Annotated in this window: 10 protein-coding genes; all 10 read right to left on the bottom strand. The window is 72.2% G+C overall.

Going from position 1 to position 16,434, the window contains the following annotated elements; genetic code table 11:
* Window positions 1–92 precede the first annotated feature (92 nt).
* The 10 genes from pepN to nuoL all read right to left on the bottom strand — a co-directional run bounded on the left by pepN (window position 93) and on the right by nuoL (window position 16,421).
* Window positions 93–2,588: an aminopeptidase N gene (pepN, locus tag ACF3NS_RS01050; RefSeq protein ID WP_392467328.1), complete on the bottom strand. Its 2,496-nt coding sequence runs from the start codon at window positions 2,586–2,588 to the stop codon at window positions 93–95.
* A 112-nt stretch (window positions 2,589–2,700) separates the two neighbouring features.
* Window positions 2,701–3,561, bottom strand: coding sequence for a zinc metalloprotease HtpX (htpX, locus tag ACF3NS_RS01055; RefSeq protein ID WP_154594369.1), 861 nt, complete (start codon window positions 3,559–3,561; stop codon window positions 2,701–2,703).
* 60 nt (window positions 3,562–3,621) lie between these two features.
* Window positions 3,622–5,706: a GGDEF domain-containing protein gene (locus tag ACF3NS_RS01060; RefSeq protein WP_154594357.1), complete on the bottom strand. Its 2,085-nt coding sequence runs from the start codon at window positions 5,704–5,706 to the stop codon at window positions 3,622–3,624.
* Between the two features lie 93 nt (window positions 5,707–5,799).
* Window positions 5,800–7,629, bottom strand: a complete 1,830-nt coding sequence (locus tag ACF3NS_RS01065; protein WP_154594356.1) for a hypothetical protein — start codon at window positions 7,627–7,629, stop codon at window positions 5,800–5,802.
* Window positions 7,630–7,676: 47 nt separating this feature from the next.
* Complete coding sequence (locus ACF3NS_RS01070; RefSeq protein ID WP_392467330.1) at window positions 7,677–9,038, bottom strand: D-arabinono-1,4-lactone oxidase; 1,362 nt, start codon at window positions 9,036–9,038, stop codon at window positions 7,677–7,679.
* Window positions 9,035–10,225 (bottom strand): alanine racemase, encoded by a 1,191-nt coding sequence (locus ACF3NS_RS01075; protein WP_154594354.1) that lies wholly within the window; start codon window positions 10,223–10,225, stop codon window positions 9,035–9,037. Before ACF3NS_RS01075 ends, ACF3NS_RS01070 begins: the two co-directional genes overlap by 4 nt.
* A 70-nt stretch (window positions 10,226–10,295) precedes the next feature.
* Window positions 10,296–11,330, bottom strand: coding sequence for a polyprenyl synthetase family protein (locus tag ACF3NS_RS01080; protein WP_154594353.1), 1,035 nt, complete (start codon window positions 11,328–11,330; stop codon window positions 10,296–10,298).
* Window positions 11,327–12,913, bottom strand: a complete 1,587-nt coding sequence (nuoN, locus tag ACF3NS_RS01085; RefSeq protein ID WP_392467332.1) for an NADH-quinone oxidoreductase subunit NuoN — start codon at window positions 12,911–12,913, stop codon at window positions 11,327–11,329. The genes ACF3NS_RS01080 and nuoN overlap by 4 nt, the downstream gene beginning before the upstream one ends.
* A gap of 26 nt (window positions 12,914–12,939) precedes the next feature.
* Window positions 12,940–14,478, bottom strand: coding sequence for an NADH-quinone oxidoreductase subunit M (locus ACF3NS_RS01090; protein WP_392467333.1), 1,539 nt, complete (start codon window positions 14,476–14,478; stop codon window positions 12,940–12,942).
* The gene (nuoL, locus tag ACF3NS_RS01095) at window positions 14,478–16,421 is read right to left on the bottom strand and encodes an NADH-quinone oxidoreductase subunit L (protein WP_392467334.1); all 1,944 of its coding nucleotides are present in this window, start codon (window positions 16,419–16,421) and stop codon (window positions 14,478–14,480) included. The genes ACF3NS_RS01090 and nuoL overlap by 1 nt, the downstream gene beginning before the upstream one ends.
* Between the last annotated feature and the right edge of the window lie 13 nt (window positions 16,422–16,434).

The following is a 16,434-nucleotide window of genomic DNA, read 5'->3' on the forward strand; positions in this document are numbered from 1 at the left end:
GGCGGGATCATCGACCTGGCGGACGAAGCCCGGCTGATGCCCCTACCGGGGGCGGGATCATCGACCTGGCGGACGAAGCCCGGCCGATGCCCCTACCCCCGGTAGGTGTCGCGGGAGAGGAGGACCTGGCGCAGCACGGACTCCTGATCGACGATCCCGCGCCGCACCGCCGCCGTGAGGTCCGAGCGGCCCTGCGCGGCCTGCGACCGCTGCAGCGTCTCCGGCTCGGCGAGCTGCACGGGATAGGCCAGCTTGGCCACGCGGGCCATCGCGTCGTCCCCGACCCAGGCGCACATCGCCGGCACGTCGGCGAAGTAGCGCTCCACGTAGGGTCGCAGCACCGCCGTGTCGCCGCTGCGCCAGAACGCCCCGGCGAGGGCGTTCATCTCGTGGTTGGACCGACCTCGCTGCTCCGTCAGCTCCGCCCAGGCCCAGGCCTTGTCCTCGGGCAGCGGTCGCGCGGCCCGCGCACCCAGCCACGCCAGCGTGCCCGCGACCGTGGCGTCGGCCGCGTGCGCCTCCTCCAGCTCGGCGACGGACAGCGCCCCGTCACCGGCGAGCGTGGTGGCCACGAGCCAGCGGAAGTCCGCGTCGCCCGCCAGACCCGCGGGGAGCTCGCGCCCGGCATACCACCGGCGCAGGAGCTCCTCGTCGCGCGAGGTGGAGGCGACCACCCGCGCGGCCGCGAGCGCCCGGGTCGAGCCGGGCTCGGCGGCCTGCAGGGCGGCGGCTCCGGCGTCCGCGACCCGCTCCCGGGCGAGCGGCCGCTCGTCGGCGGGGAGGTAGACCGCGACCACCACGTCGGGGACGTAGCGACCGACCGCCGACAGCACCGAGTCGTCCAGCTCCAGCGGCCAGGACGCGGCGAAGACGTCGACGACCAGCCGGGGGTCGACCGTCGCGAGGGCGACCCCGTCGCGGAGGGCGTTCCACAGGACGACACGCGCGGCCAGGTCGTCCACCTGGGCCAGCTGCTCGGGGAGGCGCCGCAGCGTGTCCTCGTCCAGGACGACCGTCGCCCAGGTGAGGTCCGAGGCGTTCGGCACGATGATGGCGGGCCGTGGCCGGTCGAGCAGCTCGTGCACCACGCGGCGGTCCTCGTCGAGGGTGAGCCGCGCGCGCACGACCTCCTCGCCGTCGGTCCATCCGGCCACGTCCAGCGCGTGCGAGCGCTGGGCCGGGTGCGCCTCTGGGGCCACCTTGACCACCTCGGCCCGCCGGACGACGTCGGACTCGTCGTCCCAGTCCACGTCGACGCGGATGGCGTCGAGCCCCGCGGTCCTCAGCCAGGCGTCGGTCCACGCCGTCAGCGAGGCACCGTGCGCCCGCTCCATCGCGGCGAAGAAGTCACTCATCTGCGCGTTGCCGTGGGCGTGCCGCTGCAGGTAGTCGCGCACGCCGGCCACGAACGCGTCGTCCCCGATGTAGGCGATGAGCTGCCGCAGCACCGCCGAGCCCTTGGCGTAGGAGATGCCGTCGAAGTTCTGCAGCGCGGCCAGGGCATCCTCCGAGCCGTTGCCCGCGACCGGGTGCGTCGACGGCGACCGCTCGGCGGAGTAGCCCCAGGCCTTGCGCACGATCCCCTGGTCGGACCAGGCGTCGGGGTAGAGCCCGGTCCCCACCACGCACCGGCTCGCCATGTACTCAGCGAACGACTCGTTGAGCCACAGGTCGTCCCACCACGCCAGCGTCACCAGGTCGCCGAACCACATGTGCGCCATCTCGTGGCTCACGGTGTTGTCGCGCGACAGCAGCTCCGCACCGGTGACGCGGGAGCGGAAGAGGTACTCGTCGCGCAGGACCACGCAGCCGGGGTTCTCCATCGCGCCGGCGTTGAACTCCGGCACCCACACCTGGTCATACTTGCCGAAGGGGTAACGGATCCCGAACAGCTCGTGGAAGTAGTCGAAGCTGCGCCGCGTGACCTCGAGGACGCGAGGGGCGTTGGCCTCGAGCTGCGCCTGGACCGACCGGCGGGCGAACAGCCCCAGCGGGATCCCGTCGTGCTCGTCGGTGACGCTCACGTAGGGCCCGGCGCAGATGGACGTGAAGTAGGTCGCGATCGGAGCGGTCTCGGCCAGGTGCCACACGTCGCCCTCGCGGGTCGCGGCGCCGTTGCCGATCACCACCCAGTCGCTCGGCGCGGTCACGGTGAACGTGCAGGGCGCCTTGAGGTCCGGCTGGTCGAAGCAGGCGAACACCCGCGGCGCGGCGTCCATGAACGAGTGGCCGTAGACGTAGTGCTCGCCGTCGGCCGGGTCGACGGCACGGTGCAGGCCGGAGCCGTCCCGGCTGAAGCTCATGGTCGCGCGCACGACGAGCTCGTTGTCGGCGGCGAGGCCGGTCAGCTGCAGGCGTCCGTGCGCGAAGGCCTCGGCCGGCAGGGGCTCGCCGTTGAGGGTCGCCTCGAGCAGCTCGGTGGCCTTGAGGTCGACGAAGGTGGTCTCGCCCGGGGTGGCGGCGAAGGTCAGCACGGTGCGGCTGGCGAAGGTCGTCTCGCCGTGGGTGAGATCGAGTTCGACGGCGTAGCGGGGGCGGTCCACGGTCGCGGCGCGTCCTCGCGCCTCCGTGCGGGTCAGGCTGGTCATTCCCCCACCGTTTCACACCCCGGGTCGTGCCGGTGGGTCGGCGGGAGGCAGCCACGCCGTATGCCGTGGGCCGGCGGCATACGGGGCCGGGGCCGGACGGCCTCCGCCACCCTCAGCGCCCGTGGTAGCCCGCCATCTGCTCGAGCCGCGCGATCCGGTCGGCCGTGGCGGGGTGGGTGCTGAAGAGCTTGCTGACGTCCTGCGCGCGGAAGGGGTTGGCGATCATCATGTGGCTCGCGTTGACGACGTCCGGCTGCGGCGCGAGCGGCGCGCGGGCGACCCCGAGCTCGAGCTTCTTGAGCGCCGAGGCCAGGGCCAGCGGGTCCCCGGTGAGCGACGAGCCGTCCTCGTCGGCGTCGAACTCCCGGGTGCGGGAGATCGCCATCTGGATCAGGCTCGCGGCCAGGGGGGCGAGCAGGGCCATCAGGATCATCACGACCGGGTTGGGACGGTCCTCGTCATTGCCCCCGCCGAAGAACATCGCCATCTGCGCGACGCTCGTGATCACCCCGGCGATCGCCGCGGCGACCGAGCTCGTGAGGATGTCGCGGTTGTAGACGTGCATCAGCTCATGACCGAGCACCCCGCGCAGCTCGCGCTCGTCGAGCAGCCGCAGGATCCCCTCCGTGCAGCACACGGCGGAGTTCTGCGGGTTGCGGCCGGTGGCGAAGGCGTTGGGCGCCTCGGTCGGGGAGATGTAGAGCCGCGGCATCGGCTGCCCGGCGCGGGCCGACAGCTCCTCGACGATGCGGTACATCGCCGGTGCCTGCTCCCGGGTGACCGGGTAGGCCTGCATGGCGCGCAGCGCGAGCTTGTCGGAGTTCCAGTAGGAGTAGAAGGTCATGGCGAGGCCAGCCAGGGCGAACAGCCAGATGTACCGGCCGTTGCCGATGAGGGCGCCGAGGCCGAGGAGCAGCGCCCAGATGACGCCGAAGAGCGCAGCGGTCTTGAGACCGTTGTAGTGCCGGTGCATGTCAGGCACAACGCCGCCCGGGCCGAGAACGTTCCGGGACACCCGACCCAGGGGCCGGCGTCAGGGCGTCGCGTCGACCGGGACGAGGTGCGAGGGGCCCTGGTCGCCGTTGGTCTGCCGCCGGACGGCGTCGTCAGCCTCGTTGACCGCCTGCCAGAGCCCACCCTCGCTGTGGTCGTCGGTGTAGGCCAGCCCCACCAGGGTCTGCACCTCGGCGGAGCGCTCGCCGAGGTCCTGCTGCAGGCGGCGCCGCAGCAGAGCCAGGCGGTCCGCGCCGGGCACGACCAGCACCAGGTCACGACCGCTGACCCGACCCACCACGCCTCTCCCCCGCGCGAGCTCGTGCAGGCTCGTGGCCACCACCGCGAGGTCGGCCTCGAGGGCGGTGCCCTGACCCTCCGCGCCACGCGGCAGGACCGAGACCAGCAGGATCCCCGTGCGCCGGGCTGGCGGGAGGTCGAGGAACTCGCGCGCCAGACCGGCGCGCGTCAGCACACCGGTCGTCGGGTCGGTGAGGGTGAGCACGTGCAACCGGTTGAGGGAGGTCAGGCGCCGTCGCCGGACCATGGCGGCCAGCAGGGCGGTCACGGCGACCAGGCCGACGCCGAGGATCGTGACGCTGAGCGCGTGCGGCAGGGCTGTCGGACCGATGGCGGTCGCGAGGACGAAGCTCACCGGCAGGAGCACGACCATCCACTGCGCCCACACGCGATCGAGGAGGACCCCGGCGATGGTCGCGGGGTAGGCCGCCAGCACCACCACGAGGTAGCGGGCCTCGACCGTCGGGACGTTCATCACCACCAGGACCGTCACGGGCAGCGTGAGGGCCACCAGCGCACGCCCCACCCGCGGGTGGCCGCTCTCGCTCTGCGCCACCCACATCCCCGCGCACGCCACCACCAGGCACGCGGCGTAGACGGCCACGTCCACGGGTGTCGACTGCTCGGGACGCCTCGGCACCGCGCTCAGCAGGACCCCGGTGCCCGCCAGCCACCACCCGAGCACGCGGGCGTCGCTCCCCGGCAGGTCGGGAGCCTCGACCTCCTCCTCCCGAGGAGGTGCCGCCGGCACGGGCTGCGGCACCGGGACCGGGACGTAGGTGCCGGGCTCGAACTCCTGCGCGTCCACCCCCGCGGCGGACAGCTGCGCCGCGGTGACCCGCTGACGGGCCTGCTCGACCATGGGGACGAGCTGTCCCTCGGCCAGCAGGTCCAGGGGGATGCCCGAGACCACGCCCGCGCTGGCCGTGACGGGCCGCTGCGGGCTCGCGACGCGCACCGCGCGCAGCAGGGACGGCACGAGCAGGTCGGGGTCGATGTCGCTGACGACGATGAACTCGTGGTCCACGAACCGGCTGACGAGGTGGCTGCGGTGGTAGGCGCGCTCCAGCGCCACGGCCACCCGGGCCATCACCTGGTCAGCCGCGGCACCGCCCCAGGCCGACGCGGCCTCGTCGAAGGAGTCCAGGTGGATCGAGACCAGGCACACCGGCTCGGCCCCCCGGCCCCGCTCGGACCACTCGCTCAGCTCGTGCTCGAGACCGCGGCGGTTGAGGACACCGGTGACCGGGTCCAGGCGGGTCTGCTCGAGCACCGACCGCTCGCGCCGTCGCACCCGGCCGAGGACCAGGGCCGCCACGACGCCGGGCAGGACGATCGCCGCAGCCCCCGCCGCGACGGCGTGCGCGTGCCCCGCCACGTCGATCCCGCTCAGCGCCAGAAAGATCCAGCCGCACCCCAGGCACCCCACCGTCACGAGCGCGGCGTGAGCGGGTCGGCACAGGTAGGCGGCCAGCACCACGACGGGCTCGAGCAACCAGAACCACACGATGGGCGGGCGAGGGTCGACCAGGAAGGTGGTGAACAGCGGGGACGACAACGCTGACGTCGTCAGGATCACCGGGGCCCACCACGTGTCGGTCCAGGCCGGTCGAGCCAGCGTCACCGCGAGCTGCGCCGCGTAGAACACCGCCACCAGGGCGAAGGCCAGCGCCATACCCGGGTCGGCGAAGCCGGAGGACGTGGCCAGGTCGACCGTCCCGACCAGCAGACCACCCGCGGGGGCGCAGGCCAGCAGCAGGGAGGCTTCTCGCAGGCCGAGCCAGGACGCCAGCCCCACCGAGGTGGGACGGGAGGCAGGTGTCATCGGCGAGGTGTCCTTCGTGGGTGGTGGGCCCCTCCAGGCTAGCCCTGGGCGGCCGGGCGGGTCCGGCCACGGGTGGCCGCTCCCCCTGATGGATCAGGTGCCGGTGCGGCGCAGCACCACCAGTCCCGCCTCGCTGCGGAACTGACCCGGGCTGAAGGATCGGATGCCCGCGACGATCCGGTGGGTGCCGGCGAAGGACGCGAGGATCGGGTCGCGCTGCGCCATCGCCTCGATGCCGTCACCGTGGATCGCGTCGGTGGAGACCAGCACCACGTCCGGCACCCGCCCGGTCTGCCGCACCCAGTCGGTGGTGTAGCGGCCCAGCTCGCCGAAGTCCTCGAGCCACACGATGTTGGTGTCGGCCCGCGCCCCCGAGGTGAGGAAGGCGCCGGTGACCGCGCCGTAGACGAGCAGGCTCTCCCCCGGTCGCACCCAGGTGTCGGTGGTGTCCTGCACGATCCGCAGGTGGGCGAGCTCCCGGCCGCCGCTGTAGAGCCCGCTGTAGGCCCCGGCGGGAGCCGGCGTGCGAGCGGCCCACGGTGAGTTCCCGTAGAAGTTCGTCGCGAACTGGGAGGCCAGGATCACCAGCACCGACACGAGGGCACAGCGCTTGAGGGCGACCCCGTCGGCGACGCCGGTGATGCGCTCCGCCACCCGGCAGGCACCCACCGTCGTGGCGATGGCCAGAGCCACCGAGGCTGGCGGGAACTCGCCGTACCACGGGCCCGCGAAGGTCGTGGCCGCGACCATCGGGTGGCCGACCAGGGCGGTGGGGGCGGCGAGCAGCAGCAGGGTCGCGACCTCTCGGTCGCCGCGGGAGCGCACCCACCACAGGCAGACCGGGAGCATCACCAGGGCGGTGTAGAGCTGGACCGAGCCGACGTAGCGCATCAGGTTGACGTCGTGGACCAGCAGCGCGAGCAGGCTGGTGGCCCCCAGCACCAGGGGGAACCAGATGACCGCTTCACGACGCCATCGGACGGGCAGCGCGGGCACAGCCGCGCTGAGCCCCAGCAGCACGGCGGGCAGGCGCACCGGGGTGACCAGCTCCTTGAGCCAGGAGATCGACGTGAAGCCGAGGCGCTCGAGCGGTCCGGAGCGCGGTTGTTGGTACTGCACGGTGTAGTCGAGGGTGTCGCTGATGGCCGACCACCCGACCGCGCCCAGGAAGTAGCCCGCCACCGGGACGGTGACCGCAGCAGCGGTGCCCACGAGCCACAGCACCGCGTCGCGGCGCCCGTCCCGCCACAGGAGCACCGCGAGGACGAGCAGGCTCAGCCCCACCGCCGGGAGCAGCGACTGCAGGCTCACCGCCCCGAGCGGAGCCGTCAGCCCCACGGGCACCACCCAGCGACGAGCGCTCGAGGCAGGGCCCAGAACCGCCGCGAGGCCGCAGCAGGCGAAAATGGTCATGGCCAGCGTGGGCACGGTGTTGTAGGACAGCCCGACCACGTGATAGCTCGTCACCATCGAGGCCGCGGCGACCGCCGTGAAGGCCACCAGCGGGCGTACCCGGGTGCGCAGGGCGCGATAGCACAGCACGCCGACCAGGACCGCCACCGTGACGTAGCAGTAGCGGTAGGCCAGGACGAGGTGGTTCTGACCGAACAGGTGCGTCCACGCCCACACGAACGGCGCCCCGGCCGCGGAGCCCACGGCCTGGGCGTTCATCTCGTCGACGAACAACCGGTCGCCCTGCGCGATCCGCTGCGCCAGCGCGACGACGTGCGACCCGTCGTACAGGTCGGCCCCGGACCGCACGCGGACGAGGAACCAGAGCACGAGCCCCAGCGAGGCGAGGCCGACGCCGCGCTCCTCGGGGGTGGCCCGGGACCAGGCGGCGCGCGGGCCTCGGCGCGAGGGCCGGTCACCGTGGCCGCGGCCGTGGGCTGCGGCGGGTTGCGCCACCTCGACGGTCGACATGCGTGCGGGGCCCTCCAGCGGTTTGTGACGGGACGGCCCCGCCGCGCTCAGACTACCTGCGCGGCCGCCGCGCCCCGTGGCACGACCCGGCGACCGCGGAGCATCACGCCCCCCAGGACCTGGGTGAGGTAGTCGTTGCCGAGGAGCCGATCGGGGTCCAGCTCGTCCCGCAGGCGCAGGACGTCGGGGAGCCGGGGGTAGAGCTCACGAAGGCGCTCGACCCCGAGCGTGTGCATCTTGCCCCAGTGCGGTCGACCGTCGTGAGCCGCCACGATCTGCTCGAAGCCGGTGAAGTAGCGCCGGGGGTCCACGGTGCGGTAGTGGTGCACGGCCACGTAGGCGTTGGCCCGCTCGTAGCCCGTGGACAGCCAGGCGTCGTCGGGCGCCGCGAAGCGGATCTCGACGGGGAAGGCGACGCGCTCGCCGGATCGCTCGAGGAAGCGGTCCAGCTCGCGCAGCACGTCCGGGAGGGCGGCCCGTGGCACGGCATACTCGCTCTCGGTGAAGCGGACCGTCCGCGGGCTGGCAAAGACGCGGTGGGAGCGGTCGGTGTAGGTGCGGGCCGACAGGGCTCGGCTCGCGACGGCGTTGATGGGCAGCGTCGTGACCGGCACCCGGGAGGCCAGCCGACAGCTCAGCTCGAAGAGCCCGTTGGCGAGCAGCTGGTCGTCGAGGAGGTAGCGCCAGCGGGGCAGGGCGCTCCCGGAGGTGTCGCCCGGGGCCAGGCGGCGGTTGTGCTTGGTGAGGACGCGGTCGGTGTGGGGGAACCAGAACATCTCGAAGTGGTCGTGGGCGTCCACGTGCTCGTCCAGGTCGGTGAGCACGGCGCCCAGGACGGCCGGCTCCTCCCGCGCCTCGATGCGGAAGGCCGGCACGCAGGCGAGGGTCACCTCGGTGACGATGCCGAGCGCCCCGAGGCCCACGCGGGCAGCGTGGAACAGATCCGGGTCCTGCTCCCGGTCGCAGCGACGCACCCGGCCGTCCGGCGTCACGATCTCCAGCGCCTCGACCAGGCCCGCGAGACCGGGCAGGGTGGCCCCCGTGCCGTGGGTGCCCGTCGACAGGGCGCCGGCGACGGACTGCCGGTCGATGTCCCCGAGGTTGGCCATCGCCAGGCCCTGCGCGTCCAGAAGCGCGTTGAGGTCGAAGAGTCGGGTGCCGGAGCGCACCCGCACCCGTCCGGAGGCCCGGTCGACCGCCACCAGCCCGCTGTGGGCGTCGAGGCTGACCTGGACGCCGTCGGTCAGGCCGATGGCGGTGAACGAGTGCCCCGCGCCGATCGGCTTGACCCGCATCCCGTCCCGCGCGGCATCGGTCATGACCTGCGCGACCTCGTCCACCCCCACCGGGGTGGCGACCCGGGCCGGCCGGCAGCTCTGGTTGCCGCTCCAGTTGGTCCACGTGCTCATCCGAAGGCCTTCCCCTCGCCGCGGTAGGTCGGCACCTCGTCGACCACGTCAGCGCCGCTGACCAGCAGCACCCGGTCCACGCGCTCGCACAGCTCGCCGGCCTTGGCGTGCCGGAACCACACGTGGTCACCGATGCGCAGGTGCTCGGCCGCTCGTCCACGCACCGGCGTCTGGACCTCGCCGGCGCCCTCGGTCCCGAGCAGGGACAGGCCGTATGGCGAGACGGGCGTCGGCAGGCGGTCGACCCCGGCAGCCCCGCTGGCGGCATACCCGCCGGAGAAGCACGTGGCCACGCGCCTCGCGGGTCGCCGCACCACGGGGAGCACGAACCACGCCGCGGGGCGGTGGCGGAAGTCCCGGTAGCCGTCGAACAGGCGCGGGGACATCAGTCCGGACCCGGCCGCGAGCTCGGTGGTGACCGCGTCGTCGGCGAACAGGTGCAGGCTGCCGGTGCCGCCGCCGTTGACCAGCTCGAGGGGATGACCCAGCACCTCCTCGACCGCGGCCACGACCGCTGCGCGGCGCCCCAGGAGCTCGCGGACGGAGGCCGCCTTGACGAGGCGGACGGCGGCCGAGCTGTCCTGCAGCCCGGCGACCTGGGCGTCGTAGGACATGACACCCACCAGGCGCAGCTCGGGACACGCGACGACGACGCGGGCCGCCCTGGCAGCGGCCTCCGGGGTGCGCAGGCACGAGCGGCGCACCCCCAGGTGCAGGGGGCCGAGGCGCAGGGAGGCGTCCAGGTCCAGGCAGACGCGGAGGGGGCCGTGCATCCCGGTCGCCCGCACCACCGAGCAGAGACGGTCGACATGGTCGGGATGGTCGATCATGACCGTCACGGCGTCGCGCCGCGGATGCGTGGCGAGGCGCGTCAGCGTGTCCGGCCCGACCGGCGGATAGGCCACGAGCAGGTCGTCCACGCCGAGGTCCGCGAGCCACAGGGCCTCGTCGAGGCTGTAGGCGAGGACACCGCGGAAACCCTGGGACAGGGCCCGCTCCACCAGGGCCCGGCACCGCACCGACTTGCTGGCGAGCCGCACCGGCAGCCGCCCCGCCCGGTCGAGCAGCGCACGGGCGTTGTCGTCCCACGCGTCCAGGTCGACCACCGCGAACGGCGCCTCCCGGCCCGCCAGGGCATCCCGCAACTCGTCGGCCCGCCGGTCCTGGGCGGGTGCGTGCGCGATCATGGGCGCACTGTAGGGCGCCGAGGCCCGACCCGGTGGGTGATTGCCCTCACAGCCCTACCATGAGGTACATCTAGACCTCGCGGTCCACCACGCTGGCCGCCAGCGCGCGCAGCGCCCGGACGGCCTCGCCGTCACCCAACGGGTCGAGCAGGCGCTGGGCCTCCTCGGCGACCTGGCGGGTGTAGGCCTGGGCGCGGTCGAGCGCCGGGTGTGCACGCAGCAGGGCGAGCGCCTCGGCGTGACCCCCGGCGTCCGAGCGCAGGTCGCGGGTCAAGAGCTCCTGCAGGCGGGCATCGGCCGGGTCCGTGGACGCCTTGACGTACAGCACGGGCAGGGTGTCGACACCCTCCCGCAGGTCGGTGCCGGGCTCCTTGCCGGAGTCCTCGGAGGTGATGTCGAGCAGGTCGTCGGCCAGCTGGAAGGCCACACCGAGCTTCTCGCCGTAGGCCTCGAGGATCCGCTCCGCCTCCTCCCCCGCCCCGGAGAACATGGCACCGTAGCGCGCGGCGGTGGCGATCAGCACCCCGGTCTTGTCCTCGAGAACACCGAGGTAGTAGTCGACCGGGTCCGTCCCCTCTGGGCAGGGGTGGTCGTCTCGGATCTGGCCGGAGCACAGGCGCACGAAGGTCTCGGCCTGGATGCGGACACCGACGGGTCCGAGCTCGGCGATCATCTTGGACGCGGTCCCGAACAGCAGGTCACCGACGAGGATCGCGGTGGAGTTGCCGTAGGCCGCGTTGGCCGAGACGACCGCGCGCCGCAGGTCCGCCTCGTCCATGACGTCGTCGTGGTAGAGGCTGGCCAGGTGCGTCAGCTCCACGGCCGCGGCCGCGGTCTCCACGTCACGGCTGAAGCCCCCACCCAGCTCGGCGGCGAGCAGGGTGAGGATGGGACGGAACCTCTTGCCCGCGGAGAGCAGGTGCGCCGAGGCCCCGGCGATGAAGGGGTCCTTGTGGTCGACCTCGGCCCGGATGCGCGCCTCGACCGCCAGCAGCCCCGACGTGAGCCGCCGCATCAGCTCGGGTCCTGCGCCAGGCAGGGTGGCCGGTGCCACGGCCGGAGTGCCCTCCGGGGGTGCCCCGACCGGGAGCGACGTGCCCGTCATGGCAGGAAGGTCGCCGCGCGTCCGGCCAGGTCCAGCAGCGGGGTCGGGAAGACGCCGAGGACCAGCGTGATGGTCACGCCAAGGGCGATGGCGACGGTGCTCGCCACGGACGGCATGACGACCTCGGCCGTGGACCCGTCGTGGTCTGCGTGCCAGAGGGCACCGACCACCCGCAGGTAGGCGAACGCGGTGACCACGGAGCACAGCACCCCGACGACCGCCAGCACGGTGCCCATCCCCCCGCCGTGCGCGACCGCGGGGTAGAAGGCGGCGAACTTGGCGGTGAAGCCGGACGTGAGCGGGATGCCGGCGAAGGCCAGCATCAGGAAGCTGAACACGGCGGCGGTCACCGGGTGGCGGCGGCCCAGCCCAGACCACTGGGAGATGGTGGTGGCCTCGGACCCGCCGCGACGGACCAGGGAGACGATGGCGAACGCGGCGATCGTCATGAAGCCGTAGGCGACGAGGTAGAAGATCGTGCCGACCACGCCGCTGCGGTCGAAGGACAGCACGCCGACCAGGATGAAGCCCGCATGCGCGATGGAGGAGTAGGCCAGCAGCCGCTTCATGTCGGTCTGGGTGACGGTCAGGACCGCGCCCACCACCATCGTGAGGATCGCGACGGCCCACAGTGCGGGCAGGTAGGACCAGCGGTCGGCCGCGAGGCCGACGTACAGCAGACGCAGCAGGGCGCCGAACGCCGCCAGCTTGGTGCAGGCGGCCATGAAGCCCGTGACCGGCGTCGGGGCGCCCTGGTAGACGTCCGGGGTCCACGAGTGGAACGGGACAGCCCCGATCTTGAACAGCAGGCCCACCATGAGGAAGAACGCGCCGGGCAGGAGCAGCCCGTCCAGGCCCACCGAGGTGCCGATGGCGCTGGAGATGCCCGCTAGCCGGACGGTGCCGGAGTAGCCGTACAGCAGGGCGGCGCCGAACAGGAAGAACCCGGACGAGAAGGCGCCCAGCAGGAAGTACTTGAGAGCGGCCTCCTGCGAGAGCAGTCGCCGGCGCCGCGCCAGGCCGGCGAGGACGTACAGCGGCAGGGACAGCACCTCGAGAGCCACGAACATCACGACGAGGTCCCCGGCCGCGGGGAACATCAGCATGCCGACCATCGACAGCATGGTGAGGGGGAAGACCTCGGTAGTGGTCGCCCCGACACGCAGCGCCAGCGACTCGCCGTGGGAGCCGGGGGCGGAGGAGGCGGACTGCGTGAAGGCGTCGGGCGCGGCCGAGTCGAAGCGCTCTGCCATCGTCAGGACGCTCATCACGCCGAGGACGAGCAGCGCTCCCTGGATCAGCAGCGTCGGTCCGTCGACCACGACGGCGCCCGCGGCGGTCGAGACCCAGCTGTTGCTGGCGCACGTCACGACCGCGGCGAAGGCGCCGAGCAGGCCGAGCACGGCCACGAGGGTCTGCACCCGGTAGCGCAGCTCGCGCTTGACGAAGGCCTCCACGAGCACACCCACCAGCGCGGCGATCGCCACGACGAGGACGGGCGACACGGCCGCGTAGTCGATGGACGTCACCTGGAAGTCCGCGGCAGGCCGCACAGCCTGCGGCATACCGGACAGTCCGGTCACAGCCACCAGGCTGCTGACCAACGCACTCACTTGGCACTCCCCTCGGAGGTGGCCTGCGCGCCGGCGGACGGCGCCGGGTCGGCGATGCCGACCGTCTGCAGGGTCTTGGTGATGGCCGGGTTCACGACGTCGAGCGCGGGCTTCGGCCACAGGCCGAGCACGAGGAAGCTCGCGATGAGCGGCACGACGACGGCCTTCTCGCGGCCCGTGAGGTCTCGGACCCGGTCGACGCCCTCCGGCCTCGGACCGGTGAACACACGCTGGTACATCAGCAGGATGTAGAGCGCGGCGAGGATCACCGCGGGCGCGGCGATGGCGCCGATGACGTGGTGGCGCTGGTAGGTGCCGACGAGGACGAGGTACTCGGACACGAAGGCACCGAGGGGCGGCAGGGCCAGGCCGGACAGGCCGGCGACCAGGAAGCACCCGGCCAGGGCCGGGGTGACCCGCTGCCAGCCGCCGTATGCCGGGATCTTGGCACTGCCACGACGGCGGATCAGCATGCCGACGATCAGGAACAGCGCGGCGGTGGTGAAGCCGTGGTTGACCATGTAAAGGGCCGACCCGTTGCCACCGGTGGTCGTGAAGGCGAAGATGCCGAGGACGATGAAGCCGAAGTGGCTGATCGAGGTGTAGGAGATCAGGCGCAGCATGTCCTTGCTCCCGATGGCCAGGAAGGCACCGTAGAAGATCGAGACCAGCGCCAGGACCAGGATCACCGGGGCCGCCCAACGGGACGCCTCCGGAAAGAACGGGAGGCAGAAGCGCAGCATCCCGAAGGTGCCGATCTTGTCCAGGACGCCGACGAGCAGCGTCGAGGTCGCCGGAGTCGCCTCCTCCGCCGTGTCCGGCAGCCACGTGTGCACGGGCCACATCGGCGCCTTGATCGCGAAGGCGATGAAGAAGCCGACGAACATCAGGCGCTCGGCCAGCGGGCTCATCTCGAGCCCCACGAGGCGGGTGATCATGAAGCCGTCGGCACCGCCGGGGCCGTGGACGTAGAGCGCGATGAGGGCGACCAGCATGACCAGGCCGCCGGCCAGCGAGAACAGCAGGAACTTCAGGGCGGCCTGCCCGCGGCGGGCGCCGCCGTAGCCGGCCACGAGGAAGTAGACCGGGATGAGCATGGCCTCGAAGAACACGTAGAACAAGAAGACGTCGGTCGCGGCGAAGACGCCGACCATGAACGGCACCAGCGACAGCAGCAGCGCGAAGTAGGTCTTTTCACGGCTGCCGCCCTCGGGGACGTCGTGCCAGGCGGCCAAGATGCACACGGGGGCCAGGACGAGCGACATCAGGATCAGGCTCAGCGAGATGCCGTCGACCCCGAGGGCGTAGGAGACGCCGAAGGACGGGATCCACCGGTACTGCTCCGTGAGCTGCAGCGCGCTCGAGTCGGTGTCGAAGCGCAGCGCCGCAACGATCCCGACCGCCAGGGTCCCGAGCGAGAAGCCCAGCGCGACCTGCCTGGCCCTGCTCGCGAGAGAGGACGGGAGGCAGGCCACGACCAGGGACCCCACGAGGGGGATCACCAGCATCGCGGTCAACCAGGGGACGTTGGACATCACTGCACCACCCACAGAGCAAGAAGGATCGTGACGACGCCGGCGAGCATCGTCAGGGCGTAGGAGCGGACGAAGCCGTTCTGGAGCTTGCGGACGCCGTTGGACGTGGCCTCGACGACCTCGCCGAGGCCCAGCACGCCGCCGTCGACGCCGTGCTCGTCCACCGACCGCAGGCCGTGCACGAGGCCGTTGCCCGGTCGGACGAACAGGCCGTCGTTGACGTCGTCCTGGTAGAAGTCCCGGCGCGCGGCGCGCGTGAGGACCGAGCCACGGGGGGCCACGGCGGGCACCTCGTCGCGCCAGTAGCGCATCCAGGCGACGGCGACGCCGATCACCATGAGCAGCTGGGTCAGCAGGGTGATCGCGAGCACCGGCAGGACCGGGTGCTCCTCGCCGTGACCGCCGACGACGGGCTCGAGCCAGTGGGTGAAGCCCAGGAAGTTCAGCACGAACCCGAGGGCGACCGAGCCGATGGCGAGGATGATCATGGGCACCGTCATGGTGGCCGGGGACTCGTGCGGGTGGTCCTCGGCGAGCCAGCGCCGGCGGCCGTGGAAGGTCATGAAGAACAGGCGCGACATGTAGAACGCCGTCAGGCCCGCGACGAGCATCGTGACCGAGCCGAAGACCCAGGGTCGCCAGCCGTCGCCGATGAAGGCGGCCTCGATGATCTTGTCCTTGGACCAGAAGCCCGACAGGAACGGGAAGCCGATGATCGCGAGCCACCCCGCGCCGAAGGTCAGCCAGGTCGTCGGCATCTTGCCGGAGAGGTGGCCGAAGGTGCGCATGTCCACCCGGTCCCCCATGCCGTGCATGACCGACCCTGCCCCCAGGAACATCCCGGCCTTGAAGAAGCCGTGCGTCAGCAGGTGGAAGATCGCGAAGGCGTAGCCCACGGGGCCGAGGCCCGCGGCGAGCATCATGTATCCGATCTGCGACATCGTGGACGCCGCCAGGGCCTTCTTGATGTCGTCCTTGGCGCAGCCGATGATCGCGCCCATCGTCAGCGTGACGGCTCCCACGATCGTGACCGCGAGCCGGGCGTCCGGCGCCGCGTCGAAGATCGCGTGCGACCGGACCACGAGGTAGACACCGGCGGTGACCATCGTCGCGGCGTGGATCAGCGCGGACACCGGCGTCGGGCCGGCCATGGCGTCGCCGAGCCAGGACTGCAGCGGGAACTGCGCCGACTTGCCGCACGCCGCGAGGAGCAGGGCCAGGCCGATGAACGTCAGCAGGGCGGGGCTCGCGTGCTGCACGCCCTCGTTGACCCCGGCGAACGAGACGGTGCCGAACGCGGCGAACATCGCCATCATCGCGACGATCATGCCGACGTCACCGACGCGGTTGGCGATGAAGGCCTTGTTGGCGGCGGAGGCGTAGGGGGGGTTCCAGTTCCAGAAACCGATGAGCAGGTAGGACGCGAGACCCACGCCCTCCCACCCGACGAACAGCATGAGGTAGGAGTTGCCGAGGACCAGGGTGAGCATCGCCGCGACGAACAGGTTGAGGTAGGCGAAGAACCGCCGCTTGTCCGGGTCGTGCTCCATGTAGCCCAGGGAGTACACGTGGATCAGCGACCCGACGAAGGTCACGAGCAGCACGAAGGCGATGGACAGCGGGTCGAGCAGCATGCCGGCCCTGAGGTCGAAGCCGCCCGCCGGCACCCAGTGCCACAGGTCCTTGGTCATGGACCGCTGCTCGGGGTCGGCCCCCAGCATCTGCAGGAAGATCATCAGGCCGACGGCGAAGGATCCCCATGACAGCAGGGTCGCCAGGCCGGGCCCGAACGAGTCGGTCCTGCGCCCGCCGACGAGCAGGAGCGCGGCGCCGAGGAGTGGCAGGGCGACGAGCAGCCACCCCCACGACGCGACGTCGGTCGCCTCCACCACGGGGGCGACGCCCTCCGCGGCGAGGAGGGCCGAGGTACTGAGCAGAGTCACGCCAGTCGCTCCT

The organism is Arsenicicoccus cauae (genome assembly GCF_043162025.1).
Lineage (GTDB): Bacteria > Actinomycetota > Actinomycetes > Actinomycetales > Dermatophilaceae > Arsenicicoccus > Arsenicicoccus cauae.